This window comes from Micromonospora sp. NPDC049081, from assembly GCF_040648835.1.
GTDB lineage: Bacteria > Actinomycetota > Actinomycetes > Mycobacteriales > Micromonosporaceae > Micromonospora > Micromonospora antibiotica.
The window spans coordinates 253682-275626 of record NZ_JBEZEK010000007.1 but is presented as its reverse complement, the minus strand read 5'-3'; the positions used below and the strand labels follow the sequence as shown (position 1 = coordinate 275626).

Sequence of the window (21945 nt, the reverse complement as noted above, 5' to 3'; positions counted from 1 at the left end):
GCGACCGTGCGGCGTGGTCCGGCCGGTAGGGGTGGGGAGGGCGCGGTCGCCGGTCCCGGCCGGGCGGGTCATCCGGCCGCCGCCAGCGCGTCCCGCAGGTGGGCGTGGGTGTCGTCGTCGAAGGCGACGAGCCGGATCCGTTCGAGGTTCGTCGGGGTGGCCCGGACGGTCGCGACGGCGATGCGGGCGGCCCGGTCGGGCGGGTAGCCGTACACGCCGGTGGCGATGGCGGGGATGGCGACGGTGCGGGCGTCGAGGGCGTCGGCGACCTCCAGGCTCCGGCGGTAGCAGGAGGCCAGCGTCTCGGCCTCGCCGTGGCCGCCGCCCTCCCAGACCGGGCCGACGGTGTGGATGACGTGCCGTACGGGCGGGTCGAGGTCGAATGCCGGGGTCGGCACCGCCTCGCCCGGCGGGCAGGGGGCGATCGCCCCGCCGGCCCGGGCCAGGCGGGGGCCGGCGGCACGGTGGATCGCGCCGTCGACACCACCGCCACCGAGCAGGGACTCGTTCGCGGCGGTGACGATGGCGTCCACGTTCTCCCGCGTGATGTCACCCTTGACGACCTCGATCACTGCCATCGCGCAATCCTGACACATCAGGGCGAAGCCCCGCCGGGTCGCCGGTCCCCGCCGGCACCGTCCGGCGACCTCGTGGGCGGCCGTGCCCGGGGCTGCCGGCCGGCGGGGGCTGACCCACGCTAGTTTGCTCGGATGAGTCTGCTCGATGACGTCGCCCGGCGCGACGGTTGGCGGTGCTGGGTGTGCGACGAGCCGGTCGACGCCGACAGATCGGTGAACGACCCCCGGGGGCCCAGCGTCGACAGCCGCACCGCCGACCGCAAGGCCAAGGTCGTCGAGCGGCTCGCGCACCGTGCCTGCAACACCCGCAAGGGCGCGGTCAAGGTGGTCGTCGCCTGGCCGGACCGGCTGCGCGTGGTGGAGCCCGCACCGCTGGTCACCGTCGCCGAGCGGCTCGAACGCAAGGGCGGCCGGGAACTGGTGGCCCGCTGCCCCAGCCGCCGGGACGCCCAGGAGGCGGCCGACTGGCTGGTGGACCGGTTCTCCCGGTTGGTGCCCGGGCTGCCGGTGACCGCCAGCGTCGAGGCGGGCGGCGGACAGTACCTCGTCGCCCTGGCCGTCCACCGCCGCTGACCGGCGACCCGGCTGGCCGGCGCCGCGATGGCCGTCGGCAGGTGGCCGAACGGACGGTGGCAACGGTCGGCCGGGCGGGGCGGCGGCCCCGGTGGGTGCGCCGTCCGCCGGCGTCAGAGGGCTCCGGGCCCGGCGTTGACCTGCGCGTAGGAGGGAAGGTCCCCGCGTACCGGATGGCCGTCGCGGACGGCCAGGGCCGTCTCCACCGTGGCGGCGAGGGCGGCGCGGAAGAGCAGGGAACCGGTGCTGATCCGTCGTACGCCGAGCTCGGTCAGGGCGGCGACGGTGTGCCGTCCGGGCAGGAAGAGGACGTTCACCGGGACGTCGACCGCCGCCACGACGGCGGCGATGTCGGCGGGCTCCGCCAGACCGGGAACGAACACGGCGTCCGCGCCGGCGTCCGCGTACCGCCGGACCCGACGCAGGGCCTCCGTCAGGTCGCCGGGGCGTTGCCAGTGGGTGTCGGTCCGGGCGTTGACGAACAGGTGGGGTACCTCCCGCTTCACCGAGCGGATCAGCGTGGCGTGCGTGTCGGCCGGACCCATGGCGTCCTCCATGTTCACCCCGACGGCACCCGCCTGCGCCACCGCGACCGCGGCGTCGACCGAGCCGGTCTCGATGTCGACGGTGACGGCGACCGGGAGGATCGCCAGGCTCCGGGTGAGGCACAGGGTGTGGGCGTCGGCGGCGTTGACCCCGTCGGGCAGGCCGTTGGCGGCCGCGACGCCGAGGCTGGTCGTACCGAGCGCCGGGAACCCGGCGTCGACCAGGGCGCGGGCCGAGGCGACATCCCACACGTTCGGCAGGACCAACGGATCGCCGGTGCGGTGGAGTGCGGCGAAGTCCCTCACGCCCGCGCCGCCGTGGTGGCCGGTGGGCCGGACGGAGAGTCGTTCAGGACGGCGTGAGGACAGCTGGTCGGCATGTGGTGCACCCTACGACCCGCACCGCGCGACGACCGGCCGGCCGGAGCACGGCCCCCCGCACGCCGCCGCCGACCCGCGAGGACCCGCTCTCCGGCGGCCGTGCCTGGTCACCGGCGATCGACGGGCGGGGTGTGCGTCGAGGCCCTAGGGTGGCGGCTCTGGCCGGCCGATCGAGGGAGAGACCGTTGTCGCCGTCGTACCACCCCGCCCGTCGGCGCAGCGCCGTCGTCGCCCTGAGTCTGGTCGTCGGGCTCGTCGGCTGCGCCGCGCCCCGGGCCGAACGGGCGCAGCCGCCACCCGTGCGGGTCGAGGAGACCCAGGAGAGCCTGCGCGACGGCAGCGCCTCGCCCGCCCCGGCCGGCCCCCGGCCGGCCTGGTCGGCACCGGTGCGGCGGTTGGACCAGGAGTTGGCCGAGGTCGGGCAGTTCATCGTCGTGCCCGACGAGCGGGAACTGCGCGCCGTGGACCGCGCCACCGGGCAGGACCGGTGGCGGCACCCGTTCACCACCGGTTACCGCTACGTGGTCGTCGGCGGGTCGATCGTGGCCGGCGACAACGACGACGGCGGTGTGGAGGTGCTCGACGCGGCCACCGGCGTCACCCGGTGGCGGGCGGCGGAGACCCAGGACGTCGTCGTCGACGACCGGGCCGTCTACGGCCGGGAATGCGCCGGCACCGGCAGGTCGGCGACCTGCGCGATCATCGGCCGGGACGTGCAGACCGGTCGCCGACTGTGGAAACTGCCCTCAGACCGGTTCGCCCGGGTGAGCGACGTGACCCTCGGCGCACGCACGCCGTACGCGCCGGCTGCCGGCCGGTACGTGGCGGTACGGCTGAGCACGTCCGACCGCCCGGCCACCTACACCCCCGTCGCCCCGACCACCGGCCGGACCGGTGCCGGGCGGCTGCCGAACCGGGCCTGGTACGGGTTCGTCGCCGGTGACCTGCTGGTGAGCACCGACAACGATCCGCCCAAGGGTGACCAGCGTTGCACGGTCAGCATCACCAGCGTCCAGGCGGCCAGTGGAGGCCGGGGCTGGTCCGGGGTGGTCTACAGCGGGCGCCGGGAGAACGGCGAGTGCGCCAAGCGGCTGGTCCACGACCGCAGCGGGCAGACCCTGATCGGCAGCGGCACCCGGCTCGTCGCGGTCACCGCCGACGAGCGACCGCAACTGGTGGACCTGCGCACCGGCGCGACGGTCTGGAAGGGGGCCGTCGCCGGCGTACCGATCGATGGTGACGACCGGTCGGTGCTGGTGCGCGACAAGGCCGACACGGGCGGGTTGGCGTTGCTCGACCTGGACACCGGCGCGTCCCGGTGGACCGCGCCGGATCCGGCGCTGCCCGGCACGTCGGCGAGCTGGCGGTCGGCGGTCACCGGGGGACTGGTGGCGGTCAGCGGGGCCGAGGACGGCCGACCGCAGGTGCTGGTGTACGACGTCGGCACCGGTCGTGAGCTCGGCCGCTACCCCGGCTGGCTCGCCGGGGCGGGGCGGGACTGGGTCGCGGTCAGCCACTCCGGCACCGGCGGTCTCGCGGTGGACCTGCACACCTTCTGAACCTGACGACCGGGCACCGGGCGGCGACGTGCCCCGGCGGAATCCGCCGGGGCACTCAGCTCACCGCCGTCGGCGGCCAGGGTGGCGTCGGGGCAGTGCGGTCGACTCGGTCGCCGACCGGTCAGTCGTCGTCCCCGTCGTCCGAGTCATCGTCATCGTCGTCGTCCTTGCCGGACCTGTCGTCGTCGTCCGCCTTCTCCTGCTCGGACTTGACGACGGCACCGTTGTCCCGGTCGACCTCGACCTCGTGCTCGGTGTCGCCGTTGATGATCTCCACGCTCCAGACCGGGCGGCCCTCCTCCTGCTCCCGCTCGATCTCGGTGATCTGACCAGCGCCCACCTTGGCCAGGGCGATCTCGCCGGCACGCTGCTGGCTGACCGCGTCGTCGGTGGTCGGGGCGGTGCTGCCACCGGGAGCCGGCGAACCGGTCGTCGGCGTGCCACCGGGCGTGCCGGGCGTGGCGGCGGTGGCACTCGGGTCGACCGGGGCGGGAGCGGTCGTGTCGGCGGTGGGCGTGGCGACCGGCGCCCGTTCCGCGGCGGACACGCCGAGCGCCGTGCCGGTGACGGCGAGGACGACGGCGCCGCCCGCGGCCGCCAGGAGCAGGGATGTGCGCTTCATGGTGCGTACCTCCGGGGTTTCTCGGTTGTTGCAGTGAGCGTGCCCCGGCGGTGGATAGCGGCGCGCTGTGCCGACCCTAAGCTCCGGTTAAGGACGACCCGGGCGGTCCGAGCCGGAGTGTCACGACCGCGCCGCCCGCCGCGCCACCGCCCAGGTCGAGCTGTCCGCCGCTGGCCTGCGCGGCGCGGCGGGCGATGTCCAGCCCGAGACCGGTCGACCCGGCCCGGCTGGCACCCCGCTCGATCAGGCCGGCCGGGATCCCCGGTCCCGCGTCGGCGACGGTCAGGGCGGCGCCGGCGGCCTCCCGGGTCAACCGGACGGTGAACCCGGTGCCGTCCGGGGTGTGCGCGAAGACGTTGCCCAACAGGGCGTCCACGGCCGCGGCCAACTCGTCGGCGGGCACCCCGACCGGCAGCGGCCCGGCCGCGAGGTCGAGGTCGACCGTGCGGCCGGTGTCCTCGGCCAGCACCGACCAGAAGGCGACCCGTTCGCCCACGATCGCGGCGGCGTCGGCGGTGACCGTGCCGGGACCGGTGTCGTCGGGGACGCTGCGCCAGCGGGCCTGCCGGATCAGGCCGGTGACCGCCCGCTCCAACCCGTCCACGGCCGCCGCCACCCGGGCCGCGTCGTCCGGGTCGCGCAGCGACTCCGCCTCCAGCCGGAGCGCGGTCAGCGGCGTACGCAACCGGTGCGACAGGTCGGCCACCTGCTCGCGTTCCTCGCGCAGCAGCACCTGGATCCGGGCGGCCAGGTGGTTGAGCGCACCGGCGACCTCGCGCAGTTCCGGTGGGCCGGCCGGTTCGGCGCGGGCGGTCAGCTCGGCGTTGGCCAGCCGGTGCGAGACCGAGGAGAGTTCGGTGATCGGCCGGACCAGGGTGCGGGCCAGCCGGTCGGCGACGGCGAGGCCGAGCAGCACGAGCACGATGCCGAGCGCGGCCAGCACCAGCCAGGCGCGAGCCACCCCGGCGGTGACGTCGGCCCGGGGCACCACGGTGCGGATCACTCCGGTGCCGTCGGGTCGGCCCTGCACCGCGATCACGATCTCCCGACCGCCGTCCAGCTCCGCGGTGAGGCTCTGGCCCCGGGCGGCGAGGGCCACCGCGGGGGTACGCGGTTCCTGCGCGCCGAGCACCGTGCCGTCGGGCAGGTAGACGCTGACCGGTCGACCCGACTCGGCGGTGAGCTGCTCGACGGTCAACCGGATCGTCGCGGTGTCGGCGGTGCCGACCACCGGCACCAGCCCCTGCACGTCGGCGGTGGCCCGGACGGTGGCCCGGTCCTCGGCGACCGTGCGCACCAGCAGGGCCAGCGGCACCAGGAAGGCGACCAGGGTCAGGCAGGTGGTCGCCGCGACCAGGAGCGCCAACCGCCGTCTCATCCGTCCTCCTGTCCGGCCGCACCCCGGCGGCCCCGCCGCAGGGGTGGGCGAGCCTGCTCGCGGGCCACCGCGCCGGGTGGGGGCAGGTGCACCACAGCTTGGCAGGCTAGCCGGTCCGCCGGCGGCCGGGTCGTTCGTTAACCCTCGTTTATCCTCGCGCCGCGCTGGGCTTGGCGGTCGATCCGGCATAGTCGGGGCATGGGTCGTCGCACGTTCCTCGCCACCGCCGGCTGGCTGGCCGCCGCCGTGCTCGCCACCCTGATCGGGGTGGCCGCGATCCGGTTGGTCGGCGAGAGCATCACCGGCACCCCCGGTGGGGTGCGCAGCCAGGCCGAGGTCGAGCGGGCGTTGGCGGCGCCGGCCCCGGCGACGCCGGCCCCCGCGTCGCCGGGGCCGGCGGGTCCCGGGCCGTCGTCGGCCGCGGCCTCCTCGACGCCCGGCCTGCGCCGCAGCTTCTCCACCCCGGGGGGTACGGCGGTCGCCGAGTGCGTGGGGGCCGACGTGCGGCTGGTCTCCTGGGCGCCGGCGCAGGACTACCGGGTCAAGGACGTGGACCGGGGGCCGGACGACGACGCCGAGGTGACCTTCGCCGGCCCGGCGGGGGAGTTCGAGGTGAAGGTCGGCTGTATCGGCGGCGAGCCGGTGGCCCGCCCGGGGGACGGCGACTGACGGACCTGCGGGCGGGCAGGCGCACGGTCAGGTCGGTTCGACCCGTCGATACGGCGAGCAGCGTCGATGCCTTGACACTCCTGATGCGATCGCTAACACTGATCTGCAATGCGTACGTAACAACCAGGATACTTCGGCAGCACTCCCGCGAAGTGCTCTGGAACTGCTCGTTCGGCACGTCACCCAGACCGGGGTCGGGAGTTCCCGGGACGGACCCGCCCGCCGCTCTGTTAACGCTAACAAGCGGGCGACTCGTAACGGCGGTGTCCGGCCCCGGCGGCAACCGTGGGCCCGGTCGACCGCCGTGGGGCGGCCCCGGTGCGGGGCGGCCCGGGGAGCGGGGTGGTCGGTCGCACCGGTGTCGTGCCACGGGTGGGGGAGACCGTCGGCCAGGCCGGAGGTCTCCCGTCGTTGTCCGTTGCCGAGGACACCCGGACGACCCCGTCCGTGGTCCGACCCCAGAGAGGCCAGGTCACGTGATCGACCAATTCCTGCCCCGGACCCCGGCGCGTACCGGGGACGTCCCGGCACCGTCCCGCCGTGTCCGGTCGCCACGTCGGCTGCTGGTCGCGCTGCTGGCCGCGGCGACCGCGGTGGTCGGTGGGGTGGTGGTCGCGTCGTCGCCGGCCACCGCCGCCACCAGTGCGTTCCGGGGCATGAACTGGGCCGTGCTGGGGGACAACTTCAGCACCGGCCCGCTCGTCGTGCAGGGTCTCAGCGCGTCCGACAGCAACGCGACGGTACGCGCCAAGGCCAACGCCCTCTACGACGACATGGCCGCCACCATGGGGATCAACACCGTGCGGCTGCCCGTCAACACCCACACGGTGGGAACGGCGTGGTGGGAGGCGTACCGGGGTGCCATCGACGCCGCCACCGAACGTGGTTTCAAGGTCATCCTGGCCTACTGGGAGGACGGCGCCGCCTCCGGCGGCCGGATCACCAACCTCGGCGCGTGGAACGCGATGTGGACCACGGTGACCAACACCTACGGCTCGAACCCCAACGTCTACTTCGAGCCGATGAACGAGCCGCACGGCTACAGCTCGACGGACTGGCGCAACGTCGCGGCGAACTGGCTCAGCTCCCACCCCTCGGCATCGCCCGGCCGGGTGCTGATCGGCGGCACCGGCTTCAGCCAGGACCTGCGGGACGTCTGCAACGACAGCCGCTTCAACGCGACGTTGCTCTCCTTCCACCACTACGCGTTCTTCTACAGCGAGATGAGCTACGACGCCTTCCGCAGCCACATCCAGACCCGCCTGGGCAACTGCGCCTCCCGTGCGGTCGCCACCGAGTGGGGCGCGCCGATGAACGACGGCCGCAACTACGCCGACGCCAACAGCACCGACAACTTCGTCCGGCACATCCGGGCGATGGCCCAGGTGATGCGGGACAACCAGATGGGCGGCACCTACTGGCCCGCCCTCGGTGGCAAGCCCGGCACCATCGGCTACGACTGGTACTCGATGTACGCGCTCACCGGCACCGGCACCGACCTCAACCTGACCGTCCGCAACCCCTCCGGCGCCGACCGGGTCCGCTACGGGTGGGGTGACGCCGTCGGCGGTGGCCCCACGACGCCGCCCCCGAGCACCGGGACGTACTACCGGGTCACCGTGCGGCACAGCGGCAAGGCCATGGACGTGCAGCAGCCCAACACCGACAACGGCGCGCGGGTCGGCCAGTACACCTACGCCGGCAACGCCTGGCAGCAGTGGCAGTTCGTCGACGCGGGCAGCGGCTGGTGGCGGCTGGTCAGCCGGCACAGCGGAAAGTGCCTCGACGTGACCAGCGCCTCCACGGCCGACGGTGCCGAACTCATCCAGTACACCTGCGGCAGTGGCACCAACCAGCAGTTCCAGATGGTCACCAACGGCAGCTACTTCCAACTCCGGGCCCGGCACAGCAACAAGTGCGTGGACGTGCCGGCCTCGTCGACCGCCGACGGCCAGGTGCTCAAGCAGTACACCTGCAACACCGGCGCCAACCAGCAGTGGTCCCGCACCACCGTCTGACGACGTGACGCCGGGGGTCGGAACCGGGCGGGCGGCTCAGCCGTCGGCCGGTCCGGCCCCCGGGCCGTCGTCCACCGTGGGGAACGAGACCTGCACCCGCAGCCCGTCCCCGCCACGGGCGGACGCGGTGATGATGCCCTCGTGGGCCCGGGTGATCGAGCGGGCGATCGACAGGCCGAGGCCCGCGCCGCCGCTGTGGTCGATGCGGACACCGGACCTGCGCCGGAACGGCTCGAACAGGGCGGCGACCTCGTCCGGTGGCACGTCGTCGCCGGTGTTCTCGACGACCAGCGCGGGCTCCGTGCCCACCCGGACCTCCAGGGTCCCGCCGGGCCGGTTGTACTTCACGCCGTTCTGCACCAGGTTGGCGACGAGCCGCTCCAGCAGCACCTGCTCGCCCACGACCAGCCGTGGGCTCAGTTGGCTGGTGATCGTGACGTCGGCCCCGTCGGCCCGGGCCCGGTGGGCGTCGAGCACCGTGGCGACGATCCGGTCGAGCCGCAACGGGGTACGGGTCAGCAGGCCACGGTCGCTCTCGCTGAGCACCAGCAGCCCCTCGATCAGGCGTTCGTTGCGTTCGTTGGTCTCCAGCAGTTGCGCGGTGAGCAGCGCGAGTTGGTCGTCGTTGAGACTGCGGGCCATGCCGACCTCGATCAGGGTGCGCTGGACGGCGAGCGGGGTCCGTAACTCGTGTGACGCGTCGGCGGCGAACCGACGCTGGGCCTCGTAGCCCACCGCGATCCGGTCCATCATCTCGTCGATGGTGCGGCCCAGGACGGCCAGTTCGTCGCGGCCCGGGCCGGGCTTCAGCCGGTGCCCCAGATTCTGCGGGCCGACGTTGGCGATCACCGGGGCCAGGTCCCGCAGCGGACGCAGGCACCAGCGGACGGCCGGGTGGCAGGCCGCCAACATGATCAGCAGCACGATCGTCAGAGCGATCGCCTGCGGAATGCGGGGCCGCCGGAACACCTGCACGCAGGCGAACGAGGCGTCACCGTCCGGCGCCTGCCACGCGGGCCTGGCGCACCAGGACGGGCCGAACTCCCGCCACAGTGACAGCAGCAGGTCGGCGGCCGGCGTCACCAACGGGGCGGCGAGCAGGAGCACCCCGACGACCAGGAGCATCCGCCGGGCCGGGGAGGGGAACCTCATGCGCCGAGCCGGTAGCCGACGCGGGGGAGGGTGTGGATCACCGGCGGGTCGCCGAGCTTGCGGCGCAGCGTCATCACGGTGGTCCGTACCGTGTTGGTGAACGGGTCGGTGTGCTCGTCCCAGGCCTGCTCCAGCAGGTCCTCGGCGCTGACCACCCGGCCAGCGGCGCGCATGAGCACGTGCAGGACGGCGTACTCCTTGGGGGACAGCGAGAGCACCAGCCCGTCGCGGGAGGCGGTGTGCCGGGTGACGTCCAGCACGATGCCGTCCTGCTCCAGCACCGGGGGCAGCGCCGGCGTCGAGCGTCGCGACAGCGCCTGCAACCGGGCGGCGAGTTCGGCGAAGGCGAACGGTTTGGTCAGGTAGTCGTCCGCGCCCAGGCCGAGACCCTCGACCCGCTGGCGGATGCCGGCCGCGGCGGTCAGCAGCAGCACCCGGGTCCCGGTGCCGGAGCCGGCGATCCACCGGCACACGTCGTCACCGGTCTGGCCGGGCATGTCCCGGTCGAGCACGGCCACGTCGTAGCGGTTGACCGCGAGCCGTTCCAGGGCGCTGTCGCCGTCGTAGACCACGTCGACGGCCATGGACAACCGGCGTAGCCCCTCGGCCACCATGTCGGCCAGCACCCGCTCGTCGTCAGCCATCAGCACCCGCACTACGTCTCCCGCCGCTCGTTCCAGGGTGTCCGGGACCGTCGGCAAGGCTGACACCCGCCGGATAAAGAACCGATAAGGGTGCCGCTGACGCGGCACCCACGGCTGGCCCCTCAGCATCGGAGCAGTTCCTGCTCCCGATCGCACAGGTTGGTGACACCTTGCTCCGACTCGCCACGAATTGTGTCATGGTCGCGCTGGCCGCCACCGCGCTCACCCTCGCCCCCGTCGGTGTCCGGCCGGCGGCGGCGATCGCCCACGGTGAGGACGCGGCCGACGGCGCGTACCGGTTCTCGGTGCGGCTGACCATGGTCGACCTGCCGGTCGCCGGTGGCGGCACCCGGGACAGTTGGTGCTCCGGCGCGTTGGTCGCGCCCCGCTGGGTGATCACCGCCGGGCACTGCTTCCGCAGCCCCGGCGGGCAACGCGTCAGCCGGGTCGTGGCCCGCCGGACCCTGGTCACGGTGGGCCGGACGACCCTCGACAGTCGGGCCGGCCACCAGGCCGAAGCCATCGCGGTCCGCCAGTCGGACGCCGCCGACGTGGCCCTCGTCGAGTTGGACACCCCGATCACCGGCGTGGCGCCGCTGCGGATCGGTGACACGCCGCCGGTGCCGGGTGAGGTCGTCCGGCTGACCGGCTACGGCCTGACCACGGCCGACGGGCCGGCCCCGGCGGACCGGCTCCAGACCGGGCAGTTCACCGTCGGCCGGGTGGGTGCCGACGTCATCGAGACCTCCGGCCGGCGGCCCCGGGCGGACACCAGCCCGTGCCCGCACGATTCCGGTGGGCCCTACTTCCGGGAGCGGGCGGACGGCACTGCCGTCCTGGTGGCGGTGGTCAGCACCGGCCCCGGATGCCCGCATCCGGGACCCGACTTCAGCGCCCGTACCGACACTCTCCGGGACTGGATCACCGACACGACCGACCCGGCCAACCGGCCTTCCCGCTGGGTGCCGGTGGGTGTCGGCGCGGTCCTGGCGCTCCTGCTGCTCCCGGTGGCGCTGGTGAGGCGCCGCCGTCGCCGGACGGCACCGGTGCCGGCGCGGGCCGGGCGCGGCGTCGACCGGGTAGGGCGGCGGCCCGGCCGGGTGCGGTAGTCGTCGACCTCGATGCGGTACGGGCGGATTCCGCAATCCCGCAGGTCGGAGCCGAGTGCAGGGGCGAATTCGAGCCTTGCGCGGCCTGCCCCACAGGTGTACAACTATCGCAGCTAGGTACACACCTAGCTTTCGGTGGTATGTAACAGTGGGAGCCGGGTGTGGACCGCTTAAAGATCGGTGTCGTCGGGATCGGGGTCCAGGGGCAGTTGCACGCCCGCGCGTTGCGCGACGTGCCGCAGGCCGAACTGGTCGCGGTCGCCGACATCTCGCCGCGCAACCGGGACTGGGCCGAGACGCACCTCGGCGTCCGGGCCGTCCCCGAGCTCGGCGACCTCCTCGACGCGGTCGACGCGGTCAGCATCTGCACGCCGGACCACCTGCACGAGGACGCGACCCTCGCCGCGCTCGCGGCGGGCAAGCGGGTGCTGCTGGAGAAGCCGATGGCACTGTCCAGCGCCGGTTGTGACCGGATCATCGCCGGCCGGCCCGACCCCGACGCGCTGATGATCGGCCAGGTACTGCGCTTCGACCCCCGGGTGCTGCGGCTGCGGGAGGTGGTGCGGTCCGGCGAACTCGGCGACATCTGGCACGTCAAGGTGTGGCGGTGCACCTCGCAGGCGGTCGGCGAGGGGATCTGGGACCGTACCTCGGTCGCCTGGTTCCTCGGCATCCACGACGCCGACCTGCTCCGCTTCGTGACCGGCCGGGAGGTCGAGGTCACCGGAGCCGTCGGCCGCAAGGTGCTGTCGCCCAGCCACGACGTCGTGCACGCCACGATCCGATTCGACGACGGCGCCATCGGCACGATGGAGAACAACTGGACGCTGCCGCACTCCCGGCCGTCGCGGGCCGACGCCGGCCTGCGGATCGTGGGCGAGCACGGCATCCTCGAGATGAACCTCTCCCACAACGACCTGATGTACGCCCGCCGCGACGGTGTGGCCAGCTTCATGGACACGTACTTCTGGCCCAGTCGCGACGGCGGCGGCGCCTACAACCTGCGTACCGAGTTGGCGGCCTTCGTCGACGCCGCGCTGAGCGGCGGACCGACGCCGGTCAGCGGTGAGGAGGGCCGGGCCGCCGTCGCCGTCGTCGAGGACATCGAGGCGGCCCTGGCCGGCGGCCCGGTGTCGCCGCCGCCCGGCAGCTGAGAGGTCGGGATGCTGCGTTACGCGCTACGTCGCCTCGCGATCTCGGTACTGGTGCTGTTCGGCGCGGCGACGGTGGTCTTCTTCGCGATGCGGGCGGTCTCCGGCGACCCGGCGACCGCGGTGCTCGGGCCGGACGCCGACCAGGCGGCCGTCGAGGCGCTGCGCCGGGAGTACGGACTGGACGCCCCACTACCCATCCAGTACGTCCAGTTCCTCCGCCGTGCCGTCACCCTCGACTTCGGTGAGTCGTTCCGGCTCCACGACGCCGCGACGAACCTGGTGCTCACCCACCTGTCGGCGACGGCCGCCCTGGCGCTGACCGCCTTCGCCATCGCCCTGGTCCTCGGCTTCGCGCTGGGCACCCTGGCGGCGACCCGGCCCAACGGTGTGCTGGACCGGGTGGTCTCGGTGCTGTCGATGCTCACCCAGTCCCTGCCGACGTTCTGGGTCGGCATCATGCTGATCCTGGTCTTCTCCCGGTTCCTGCACCTGCTGCCCAGCTCCGGTGCGGCCTCCCCGGCTGCGATGATCATGCCGGCGGTGACGCTGGCCCTGCCACTGCTCAGCGTGGTGCTCCGGCTGGTCCGGTCCGGACTGCTCGACGTGCTGCACGAGGACTACGTGGTCACCGCCCGGGCCAAGGGTCTGTCCGAGACCCGGGTCGTCGGCTGGCACGCGATGCGCAACATGCTGATCCCCGTCGTCACCGTGGCCGGCCTGGAGTTCGGCAGCCTGCTGGGTGGGGCGGTGATCGTCGAGACCGTCTTCGCCTGGCCCGGGGTGGGTCGGCTGATGACCGACGCCATCGCCGCCCGCGACTACTCGGTCGTGCAGGCGTGCGTGATCACGGTCGCGGTGATCTTCATCGTCATCAATCTCATTGTCGACCTGCTGTACGTCCGGCTGGACCCCCGGGTCCGCGAGAGCGTCTGAGAGGTGACCAAGGTGTCTGACGGCGTACCCGGCTCGGCCGTGCTCGGCACACCGGTCGTGCCCACCGGCGACGGCCGCCCCGACGGGTCGGACGCCCCACCGGTCGTCGTGCCCCGCCGCCGGCGTCGCCGGCTGCGACTGTGGATCCCCCTCGGGGTGATCGGCGGCTATCTGGTGGCCGGGGTGATCGGGCCACTGATCGCCCGGTACGACCCGATCGCGACCTCCGTCGCCGACCGGCTGCTCCCGCCGGGCAGCCGGATGTCCGACGGCGGCCTGGCCCTGCTCGGCACCGACCAGGTCGGCCGCGACCTGCTGCCCCAGATCATGCAGGGTGCCCGGATCTCGTTGCTGGTCGGCGCGGCGACCCTGCTGCTGGCCGGGACGGTGGGCGCGGCCCTCGGCATCCTCTGCGGCTACCTCGGCGGGGTGGTGGACGCGACCGTCATGCGGCTGGCCGACATCCAACTGGCCTTCCCGTCGATCCTGCTCGCCGTCTTCGTCGCCGGCGTGCTCGGTTCCAGCGTCACCAACGTCGTGCTCACCCTGTCGATCACCACCTGGCCGATCTTCGCGCGGGTGGCCCGGGCGCAGACCCTGGCCACCAGGTCCCGGGACTTCGCCAACGCGGCGCGCACCCTCGGTGCGGGGCCGTGGCACGTCGTACGGCACTGCGTGCTGCCCGCGGTGGCCAGCCCGCTGCTGGTCATCGCCACCGTCCAGCTGGGCTTCGTCATCGTCGCCGAGGCGTCGCTGAGCTTCCTGTCCCTGGGCATCCCGGCCGGCACGCCGAGCTGGGGCACCACCATCGCCAACGGCCGCGACTACCTGGCCAGCGCCTGGTGGATCGCCACCCTGCCAGGCCTGGCCCTGGCCGTCTTCGTGGTCTGCGTCGGTGTGCTCGGCGACGAACTGCGGGACCGCTCCGATCCGAACCTCTCCACCCGTTAACCGTCAGCGAAATGGGAAGACATGAGATCTCCGACCACCCGAATCGGTGCGCTGGCCCTCGCCGGCGTACTCGGACTGACCGCCTGTTCCTTCGGCACCGACGACCGGGCCGGTAGCGGCGGCGACGGCGCCACCACCCTGCGGGTAGCCAACCCGACCCCGGTGGTCTCGCTGAACCCGTTCGCCGCGAACTCGGCCGACCAGCCCACCCTGACCGTCGTCCAGGAGGTCTTCGAGACCCTGGTGGTGCGCGCCGACGGGAAGATCGCCCCGAAGCTCGCCGAGAGCTGGACCAATCCCGACCCGCTGACCTGGCAGTTCGTGCTGCGAAGCGATGTGACGTTCGCCGACGGGACGCCGCTGACCAGCGCCGACGCCAAGGCGTCCCTCCAGGCGCTGATCGACGGCAAGGGGCCGCTGGCCGGGCTGTGGGCCACCGTCGACGACATCCGCACCCCCGACGAGCGCACCCTGACCATCCACACCAAGAGCCAGCTCGGCACCGTGCTGAGCAACCTCACCCTGCTCTGGATCGCCCCGGCCGCCAAGATCGCCGACAGCGCGTTCTTCGACGCCCCCTACGGCACCGGCCCGTTCAAGGTCTCCTCGTTCACCGCCGGCCAGGCCGTCAGCCTGGTCCGCAACGAGAAGTACCGGGGGGAGCAGCCGAAGCTGGCCGGCATCTCGTACCGCTACATCCCGGAGGTGTCCGGCCGGGTGACGGCGTTGGCGAACAACGAGATCGACGCGACCTGGGGGTTGCCGCCGGATCAGCTGACCGGGCTGCGGGGCAACGGCGACCTGACCGTCACGTCGTTCCCGACGTACGCCAACTACTACATCTGGTTCAACAGCTCCCGTAAGCCGTTCACCGACGCCCGGGTCCGGCAGGCCATGTGGCACGCGGTCGACTTCGCCAAGATCAATAAGTCGCTGTTCGACCAGGCCGGAGCCCCGGCCACCGGCCCGCTGCCGGCGGCCATCTTCGGCTCCGCCGGCCAGAACCCGTACGCCTACGACCCGGCCAAGGCCCGCCAACTGCTCACCGCGGCCGGCTACCCGGACGGGTTCAGCACCACCATGATGTGGAGCAGCGGCTGCTGCACCAACGGCAACTCCTTCGCCGACGCGATGATCAGCGACTGGGCCAAGGTCGGCATCGTGGTCAAGCCCCAGGAGCTGGAACGGGCCACCTGGCTGGACAAGCTGCTCAAGCTCGACTGGGACAGCACGATGACGACCGGCAGCACGGTCACCGGCGACGCCGACTTCACCCTGGCCCGGCTCTACCTGTCGACCGCCAAGCGCAACGGCTACGCCAACCCGGAACTGGACCGCATCCTGCTGGCCGCCCGGGCGGAACTCGACCAGGACAAGCGGGCCGCGCTGTACGCCCAGGCCGGAAAGATCGTCTGGGACGACGCGGTGGGCATCTTCCCGCTCGACCTCAACGGCAACGTCGTGCTGCGCAAGGGCGTCGAGGGATTCACCCCGACCCCGAACGACCTGCCGGACTTCGCCGGCGTCTCGCTGCGCTGACCCGAGAACCGGACCCGGAGGACCCGATGGTGGCACCACCGCACGCCCCGCACCCACTGCTGACGGTCGACGATCTCGTCGTCTCGTTCGACGGCCCGCTCGGCACCTACCGTGCGCTCAACGGTGTCTCGTTCCAGGTCGGCGCGGGCGAGACACTGGCCATCCTGGGGGAGTCCGGGTCCGGCAAGTCGGTCACCGTCCGCGCGGTGATGGCGCTGCTGCCCCGGCACAGCGCGACGATCGAACGCGGCACCATCCGGTACGACGGCGAGGAACTCTCCGCGCTGCCGGTACGGCGTACCCGCGAGCTGTCCGCCACCGAGATGGCGATGGTCTTCCAGGACTCGTTGACCGCGCTCAACCCGGTCGTGCGGGTCGGTCAGCAGATCGCCGAACTGTTCCGGGTCCGGCAGCGCACCTCGCGCCGGGAGGCCTGGCGGCGCGCGGTGGCCGGCCTGGAACGGGTCGGCATCCCGAACGCGGCCCGCCGGGCGCACGACTATCCCCACCAGTTCTCCGGCGGGATGCGGCAGCGGGTGGTGATCGCGATGGCCCTCGCCCTGCGACCCCGGCTGCTCATCGCCGACGAGCCGACCACCGCCCTGGACGTGACCGTCCAGGCACAGATCATGGACCTGCTACGCGAACTGCGCGAGGCCGACGGGATGGCGATGATCCTCATCACCCACGACCTCGGGGTGGTCGCCGACGTGGCCGACCGGGTCGCGGTCATGTACGCCGGCACTGTCGTCGAGTCAGGTCCGCTGCGCACCGTGTACGACGCCCCGGCCCACCCGTACACCCGGGGGTTGATGGCCTCGGTGCCCGCACCGGACCGCCCCGGCGAGCGGCTGACCCCGATCGAGGGGATGCCGCCCTCGCCGCTGGCGACGCCCGCCGGTTGCCCGTTCCACCCCCGGTGCCCCGTCGCCCGGGCGGACTGCCGCACCGACCGGCCGGCGCTGCGGGTCGTCGCCGCCGGCCACGAGGCGGCCTGCCACTACGCCGAGGAGGTGATGGCCGGTGTCGACGTCCGAGGCGCGGCTTGAGGTCAGACAGCTACGGGTCAGCTATCCCGCCCGGGGCGGACTGCTGCGCCGGGCGGCGGAGGTGCACGCCGTGGAACGGCTCAGCCTGACCGTCACCACCGGCCGCACCCTGGGGCTGGTCGGCGAGTCCGGCTGCGGCAAGTCGACCCTGGCCCGGGCCATCGTCGGCCTGCGCCGACCCACCGGCGGCGAGATCTGGTACGCCGGCGAACGGGTCGACGACGCCGACGCGGCCCGCCGACGCCGGCTGACCACCCAGATCCAGATGGTCTACCAGGACCCGTACTCGTCGTTGAACCCGCGCAAGAAGGTGTCCTTCATCGTCACCGAGGGCTGGCGGGTGCACCGCGGTCAGGTGCCACGCGACCAGTGGACGGACCGGACGGCCGAACTGCTGGCCCGGGTCGGGCTCGCCGCCGAACTGGCCGACCGCTATCCGCACCAGTTGTCCGGTGGCCAACGCCAACGGGTCGGCATCGCCCGCGCCCTGGCCATGTCGCCGCGGATCCTGGTCTGCGACGAGCCGGTGAGCGCGCTGGACGTGTCGGTCCAGGCGCAGACCCTCAACCTCCTCGCCGACCTGCGCGCGGACCTGGGCCTGGGCTACCTGTTCATCGCGCACGACCTGTCGGTCGTCCGGCACATCAGCGACGACCTCGCGGTGATGTACCTGGGCCGGATCGTGGAGACCGGACCGGCCGCGACGGTGTACGGGACCCCGGCCCACCCGTACACCCGGGCGCTGATCTCGGCGGCCCCGGTACCCCGTCCATGGGCGGCGCCACCGGCGGAGCGGATCCTGCTCACCGGCGAGGTGCCGTCGCCGGCCTCGCCGCCGTCCGGTTGCCGGTTCCGGACCCGGTGCGGGCTCGCCCAGCCGCGTTGCGCCGAGGTCGAACCGGAACTCCGCCCGGTCGCCGGGCGCGAGGTCGCCTGCCACTACGCCGAGTCCAGCCTGGCCGGCGGCGGGCCACCGGTCACGGCGGTGACCCGATGAGCGGCACCGGTCCCGTGCGGGTCGGCGTCGACCTCGGCCAGGGCGGCTGCCGGGCGGTGGCCCGGTACGGCCGGTCCACCGGACACGCCGCGACCCCGGGGTTCTGGACCGGGGACACCGACGCCCGGATCGCCGACGCGGTGGCCGGCGCGCTGGCCGACCTGGGCCCGGTGCCCGACGCCCCGGTGCTGGTCGGAGTCGGCATGACCGGTCTCAACGGCCAGCCGCCGGCGGTCGCCGCACTGGCCGCCCGGCTGGGTGCCCTGGGCCGGCACGGCCGCCTGCGGGTCACCGACGACAGCGTGACCGCATACCTGGGCGCGCTCGGTCCGGTCCCCGGTGCGGTCGTGGCCGCCGGCACCGGGACGGTGGTCCTCGCCGCCGACGCCACGGGCCGTACCGCCCGGGCCGACGGCTGGGGCGCCGACCTCGGCGACCGGGGGTCGGGCCACTGGATCGGCCGTACCGCGATCCGGCTCGCACTACGGGACCGGGACCGGGACCGGACCGCACCCGGCCCGCTGGCCGACGCGGTGGACACCGCCTGGGGGCCGGTCGAGACGCTGCCGGCCCGTTGGCGCGACGACCCACCCACCCCGGAACGGATAGCGGGCTTCGCCGGCACGGTCGCCGAACTGGCCCGCGCCGGTGACGACGGTGCCCGACGGATCTGGTGCCGGGCCGGTGAACTGCTCGCCGAGTCGGCGGTCGGGGCGCTGCACCGGCTCGGGCTCGGCACGACCCCGGTGCCGGTCGCCGGGACCGGCGGAGTCTTCCGCGCCGAGGACCTGCTGTGGCCGTCGTTCACCGCGGCCCTACGGGCCGGGGCCCCCGCCGCCCGGCCGGTACCGGCCGCCGGGGACCCGCTCGCCGGCGCGCTGGCCCTGACCGACGGGCCGGGCGTCCCCTCCCCGTTCTCCGGACTCATCGTCCAGATCGACATCGAAGCAAAGGCAGAACACCGATGAACGTGGCCGACGCCATCCGTGGACGCCTGGTCGTCTCGTGCCAGGCCCAGGGCCCCAGCCCGTTCACGGACACCGGGCACATGATGGCGATGGCGGCTGCGGCCGTACTCGGCGGGGCCGCCGGTCTGCGTGGCCAGGGAGTGGCCCACGTGCGGGGCATGGTCGACCTCGGGGTGCCGGTGGTCGGACTGGTCAAGCGGAGCACCCCCGGCAGCCCGGTCTACATCACCCCGGGCGAGGCCGACGTGACCGCACTGACCCGGGCCGGGGCGCAGATCGTCGCCGCCGACGCCACCGGTCGACCCCGGCCCGGCGGGGAGAAACTGGCCGACCTCGTCGCGGCGGCCCACACTGGCGGAGCCCTGTTCATGGCCGACGTCGACAGCCTGGACGCCGCCCTGGCCGCCGTCGATGCCGGTGCCGACCTGGTCGGCACGACGCTGTCCGGCTACACCGCCGGCCCGGTGCCGGACGGGCCGGACATCGCCCTGGTGGGCGAGCTCAGTCGACATTGTCCCGTTCCGGTCATCGCGGAGGGGCGATACCGTACCCGTACCCAGGTCTCGGCGGCGTTCGACGAGGGTGCATGGGCAGTCGTCGTCGGCACCGCCATCTCGGACCCGGTCAACACCACGCGCAGGTTCGCGCAGGCCTGCCCGCATCCCCGGTTGGATTCGTGATGACCACCAAACTGAGCCAGATCCGTACCGAACTCCGGCACCGCGTCGCGGGCCTGCCGGCGCACTCGGCGCTGCCCCGCGAGCGGGACCTCGCCGAGGAGTTGGGCGTGAGCCGGACGACACTGCGCCAGGCGCTGCGTGAACTGCTCGACGCCGGCCTGGTCTACACCATCCGTGGCCAGGGCACCTTCGTCTCCGACACCCGGATCGCCAAGGGCACCAGCCTCAGCGGGTTCACCGAGGACATGCTGGCCCGTGGCCTGCTCCCGAGCAGCAAGCTGATCGAGGCGGACGCGATGGTCGCCCGCGACGCGGCGGCCACCGACCTCGGCCTGCCCGAGGGGTCACTGCTCTACCGGGTGGAGCGGCTGCGGCTGGCCGACGGCTCGCCGATGTGCCTGGAAGAGGTGCACCTGCCGGCCGACCTGTTCCCCGGGCTGCTCGTGGAGAACCTCGACAACGGGCTCTACGAGACCATGAAGGACCGCTACCACATCCAGGTCACCGTGGCCCAGCAGATGATCGCCGCCGTCGTGCCGTCCCGGCGGCAGTGTGAACTGCTGGAGATCCCGCCCTCGGCGGCCCTGCTGGAGGTGCGCCGGATCGGCTACGACGGACGGGGCCGGGCCGTCGAACGCGCGGTGTCGCTCTACCGGGGCGACCGCTACCACTTCTCCCTGACCGCACGACGAGGCGAGGCCGACTGATGTCCACCACCACGGCTGAGGAGCACACCGACGTCCTGGTCGTCGGCGGGGGCGTGGGCGGGATCGCCGCCGCGCTGGCCGCCTGCGAGGGCGGCGCCCGGGTCACCGTCGTCGAGCCGTACGGGTGGATCGGCGGGCAGCTCACCTCGCAGGCGGTGCCGCCCGACGAGCACCCCTGGATCGAGACACACGGCTCGACGGCCAGCTACCGGCGGTTCCGGCAGGCGGTGCGCGAGCACTACCGGAACTGGTATCCGCTGGCATCCGACGGGTCGGCCCGACCGGTCAACCCGGGTAACGGCTGGGTCAGCCCGCTGTGTCACGAACCCCGGGTGGCGCTGGCCGTGCTCCAGGCCATGATCGCCCCCTGGCGCGCGGCGGGGCGGCTCACCGTGCACACCCGGGCGCAGGTCGAGCGGGCCCACACCGACGGGGACACGGTGACCGCCCTGGCCGTCCGACTCGCCGACGGCACCGTCCGCCACATCGGTGCCAGCCTGGTCCTGGAGGCCAGCGAGACCGGTGAGCTGCTGGCCCTGGCCGGCATCGAGCACCGCACCGGCACCGAGTCGCAGACGCAGACCGGCGAACCGAGCGCCCCGGACCGGCCCGCTCCGCTGAACATGCAGGCCGCCACGGTCTGCTTCGCCCTCGAACACGTCGACGGCGACCACACGGTGGACCGGCCGGCCGACTACGACCACTGGCGGACCCGCACGGCACCCGGCTGGCCCGGTCCGCTGTTCAGCTGGACCTACCCCGATCCGCGGACCGGCCGACCGGTCACCGGTCGCTTCACCCCGAACCCCCGGTCGACGGCGGCGTCGATGGAGGAGGGGCTGGTCGCGCCGGAGCTGTGGACGTACCGGCGGATCCTCGACCGGCAGGCGTTCCGGCCCGGCCTGTTCCGCAGCGACGTGACGCTGGTCAACTGGCCGATGAACGACTATCTCGACGGGCCGTTGTTCGACGTACCGGACGCCGCGCGGCACGTCCGGCGGGCCAGGGAAGCCAGCCGTGCCTTCCTGTACTGGTTGCAGACCGAGGCGCCCCGTCCGGACGGCGGCACCGGCTACCCCGGTCTGCGGCTGCGCCCGGACGTGACGGGCACCGTCGACGGCTTCGCGCAGGCACCGTACATCCGGGAGGCCCGCCGGCTGGTGGCGCTGACCACGCCGACCGAGCAGGACCTGTCGGTCGCGGTACGCGGAGCCGCCGGTGCGGTCGGCTACCCCGACACGGTCGGCACCGGTCACTACCGCATCGACCTGCACCCGACGACCGGCGGCGACGGCTACCTCGACGTGGCGGCGCACCCGTTCGAGATCCCCCTCGGCGCGTTGCTGCCCACACGCGTCACCAACGTGATCGCCGCCGGCAAGGCCGTCGGCACCACCCACATCACCAACGGCTGTTACCGGGTGCACCCGGCCGAGTGGTCGATCGGGGAGGCCGCCGGCGCGCTGGCCGCGTACTGCCTGGACCGGCAGACCTCGCCGCACGGGGTCCGCGACAGTGCCAAGTCGCTTGAGGATTTCCAGGCCGAGCTGGCGCGGCGGGGGGTCGACCTGCACTGGCCGACGGCCACGGCGGCAGCCCTGGGACCGGCGGGCGGCGGACCGCTGCCGAGCTGACCCGGACGCCCCGGACCGGAAGCGGGGAGCGGGACCAGCCCCGACCGCCGCCCTGCCGGGGAGCGGCCCCGACCGGTTCGTCGCCGACCCGGCATCGCCGACCGT

Annotated in this window: 21 protein-coding genes; 15 read left to right on the top strand and 6 right to left on the bottom strand. The window is 73.5% G+C overall.

Annotated elements, in window-relative coordinates; genetic code table 11:
* Positions 1 to 68: 68 nt before the first annotated feature.
* Complete coding sequence (locus AB0B63_RS14020) at positions 69 to 578, bottom strand: O-acetyl-ADP-ribose deacetylase (protein ID WP_208570491.1); 510 nt, start codon at positions 576 to 578, stop codon at positions 69 to 71.
* A 132-nt stretch (positions 579 to 710) separates the two neighbouring features.
* Between AB0B63_RS14020 and AB0B63_RS14015 the strand changes: the two genes are divergently transcribed.
* On the top strand, positions 711 to 1151 hold the full coding sequence (locus AB0B63_RS14015; protein ID WP_208570490.1) for a hypothetical protein: 441 nt from the start codon (positions 711 to 713) through the stop codon (positions 1149 to 1151).
* Positions 1152 to 1264: 113 nt separating this feature from the next.
* Here AB0B63_RS14015 and AB0B63_RS14010 read toward each other — a convergent pair whose 3' ends face one another.
* Positions 1265 to 2002 carry an isocitrate lyase/phosphoenolpyruvate mutase family protein gene (locus AB0B63_RS14010; RefSeq protein ID WP_357018154.1) on the bottom strand — a complete coding sequence of 246 codons (738 nt, stop codon included), beginning with the start codon at positions 2000 to 2002 and terminating at the stop codon, positions 1265 to 1267.
* Positions 2003 to 2262: 260 nt separating this feature from the next.
* Here AB0B63_RS14010 and AB0B63_RS14005 point away from each other — a divergent pair, with 260 nt between their 5' ends.
* A complete protein-coding gene (locus AB0B63_RS14005; RefSeq protein ID WP_357018151.1) occupies positions 2263 to 3636 on the top strand; it encodes a PQQ-binding-like beta-propeller repeat protein in 1374 nt (457 codons plus the stop codon).
* Between the two features lie 121 nt (positions 3637 to 3757).
* Here the strand turns inward: AB0B63_RS14005 and AB0B63_RS14000 are convergent, their stop codons facing one another.
* Both AB0B63_RS14000 and AB0B63_RS13995 read right to left on the bottom strand, forming a co-directional pair.
* Entirely contained in the window at positions 3758 to 4258 is a 501-nt protein-coding gene (locus AB0B63_RS14000) for a PepSY domain-containing protein (protein ID WP_357018147.1), read from the bottom strand.
* Positions 4259 to 4334: 76 nt separating this feature from the next.
* Complete coding sequence (locus AB0B63_RS13995) at positions 4335 to 5636, bottom strand: HAMP domain-containing sensor histidine kinase (protein ID WP_208570559.1); 1302 nt, start codon at positions 5634 to 5636, stop codon at positions 4335 to 4337.
* A 198-nt stretch (positions 5637 to 5834) separates the two neighbouring features.
* Between AB0B63_RS13995 and AB0B63_RS13990 the strand changes: the two genes are divergently transcribed.
* Together AB0B63_RS13990 and AB0B63_RS13985 are read left to right on the top strand one after the other, a co-directional pair.
* Entirely contained in the window at positions 5835 to 6305 is a 471-nt protein-coding gene (locus AB0B63_RS13990) for a septum formation initiator (RefSeq protein ID WP_357018143.1), read from the top strand.
* A 476-nt stretch (positions 6306 to 6781) separates the two neighbouring features.
* A complete protein-coding gene (locus AB0B63_RS13985) occupies positions 6782 to 8323 on the top strand; it encodes an RICIN domain-containing protein (RefSeq protein ID WP_357018140.1) in 1542 nt (513 codons plus the stop codon).
* 36 nt (positions 8324 to 8359) lie between these two features.
* On the opposite strand, the gene AB0B63_RS13980 is transcribed toward AB0B63_RS13985, so the two are convergent.
* Positions 8360 to 9475, bottom strand: coding sequence for a HAMP domain-containing sensor histidine kinase (locus tag AB0B63_RS13980; RefSeq protein WP_208570561.1), 1116 nt, complete (start codon positions 9473 to 9475; stop codon positions 8360 to 8362).
* Positions 9472 to 10131: a response regulator transcription factor gene (locus AB0B63_RS13975; protein ID WP_208570562.1), complete on the bottom strand. Its 660-nt coding sequence runs from the start codon at positions 10129 to 10131 to the stop codon at positions 9472 to 9474. The genes AB0B63_RS13980 and AB0B63_RS13975 overlap by 4 nt, the downstream gene beginning before the upstream one ends.
* A 185-nt stretch (positions 10132 to 10316) precedes the next feature.
* Here AB0B63_RS13975 and AB0B63_RS13970 point away from each other — a divergent pair, with 185 nt between their 5' ends.
* The 11 genes from AB0B63_RS13970 to AB0B63_RS13920 all read left to right on the top strand — a co-directional run bounded on the left by AB0B63_RS13970 (position 10317) and on the right by AB0B63_RS13920 (position 21840).
* A complete protein-coding gene (locus tag AB0B63_RS13970; RefSeq protein WP_357018136.1) occupies positions 10317 to 11228 on the top strand; it encodes a trypsin-like serine protease in 912 nt (303 codons plus the stop codon).
* Between the two features lie 161 nt (positions 11229 to 11389).
* The gene (locus AB0B63_RS13965; protein WP_357018133.1) at positions 11390 to 12382 is read left to right on the top strand and encodes a Gfo/Idh/MocA family oxidoreductase; all 993 of its coding nucleotides are present in this window, start codon (positions 11390 to 11392) and stop codon (positions 12380 to 12382) included.
* Positions 12383 to 12391: 9 nt separating this feature from the next.
* Positions 12392 to 13315 carry an ABC transporter permease gene (locus AB0B63_RS13960; protein ID WP_208570565.1) on the top strand — a complete coding sequence of 308 codons (924 nt, stop codon included), beginning with the start codon at positions 12392 to 12394 and terminating at the stop codon, positions 13313 to 13315.
* A gap of 3 nt (positions 13316 to 13318) precedes the next feature.
* On the top strand, positions 13319 to 14266 hold the full coding sequence (locus tag AB0B63_RS13955; RefSeq protein WP_357018128.1) for an ABC transporter permease: 948 nt from the start codon (positions 13319 to 13321) through the stop codon (positions 14264 to 14266).
* 21 nt (positions 14267 to 14287) lie between these two features.
* Entirely contained in the window at positions 14288 to 15805 is a 1518-nt protein-coding gene (locus tag AB0B63_RS13950; protein WP_208570567.1) for an ABC transporter substrate-binding protein, read from the top strand.
* Between the two features lie 26 nt (positions 15806 to 15831).
* Positions 15832 to 16854, top strand: a complete 1023-nt coding sequence (locus AB0B63_RS13945; protein WP_357018123.1) for an ABC transporter ATP-binding protein — start codon at positions 15832 to 15834, stop codon at positions 16852 to 16854.
* Positions 16855 to 16894: 40 nt separating this feature from the next.
* The gene (locus AB0B63_RS13940) at positions 16895 to 17851 is read left to right on the top strand and encodes an oligopeptide/dipeptide ABC transporter ATP-binding protein (protein WP_357018191.1); all 957 of its coding nucleotides are present in this window, start codon (positions 16895 to 16897) and stop codon (positions 17849 to 17851) included.
* Complete coding sequence (locus tag AB0B63_RS13935) at positions 17848 to 18819, top strand: BadF/BadG/BcrA/BcrD ATPase family protein (RefSeq protein ID WP_357018117.1); 972 nt, start codon at positions 17848 to 17850, stop codon at positions 18817 to 18819. The genes AB0B63_RS13940 and AB0B63_RS13935 overlap by 4 nt, the downstream gene beginning before the upstream one ends.
* Positions 18816 to 19499 (top strand): putative N-acetylmannosamine-6-phosphate 2-epimerase, encoded by a 684-nt coding sequence (locus AB0B63_RS13930; protein WP_208570571.1) that lies wholly within the window; start codon positions 18816 to 18818, stop codon positions 19497 to 19499. The genes AB0B63_RS13935 and AB0B63_RS13930 overlap by 4 nt, the downstream gene beginning before the upstream one ends.
* Positions 19499 to 20206 (top strand): GntR family transcriptional regulator, encoded by a 708-nt coding sequence (locus AB0B63_RS13925; RefSeq protein ID WP_141723122.1) that lies wholly within the window; start codon positions 19499 to 19501, stop codon positions 20204 to 20206. The genes AB0B63_RS13930 and AB0B63_RS13925 overlap by 1 nt, the downstream gene beginning before the upstream one ends.
* Positions 20206 to 21840 (top strand): FAD-dependent oxidoreductase, encoded by a 1635-nt coding sequence (locus AB0B63_RS13920; protein ID WP_357018113.1) that lies wholly within the window; start codon positions 20206 to 20208, stop codon positions 21838 to 21840. The genes AB0B63_RS13925 and AB0B63_RS13920 overlap by 1 nt, the downstream gene beginning before the upstream one ends.
* Positions 21841 to 21945 lie beyond the last annotated feature (105 nt).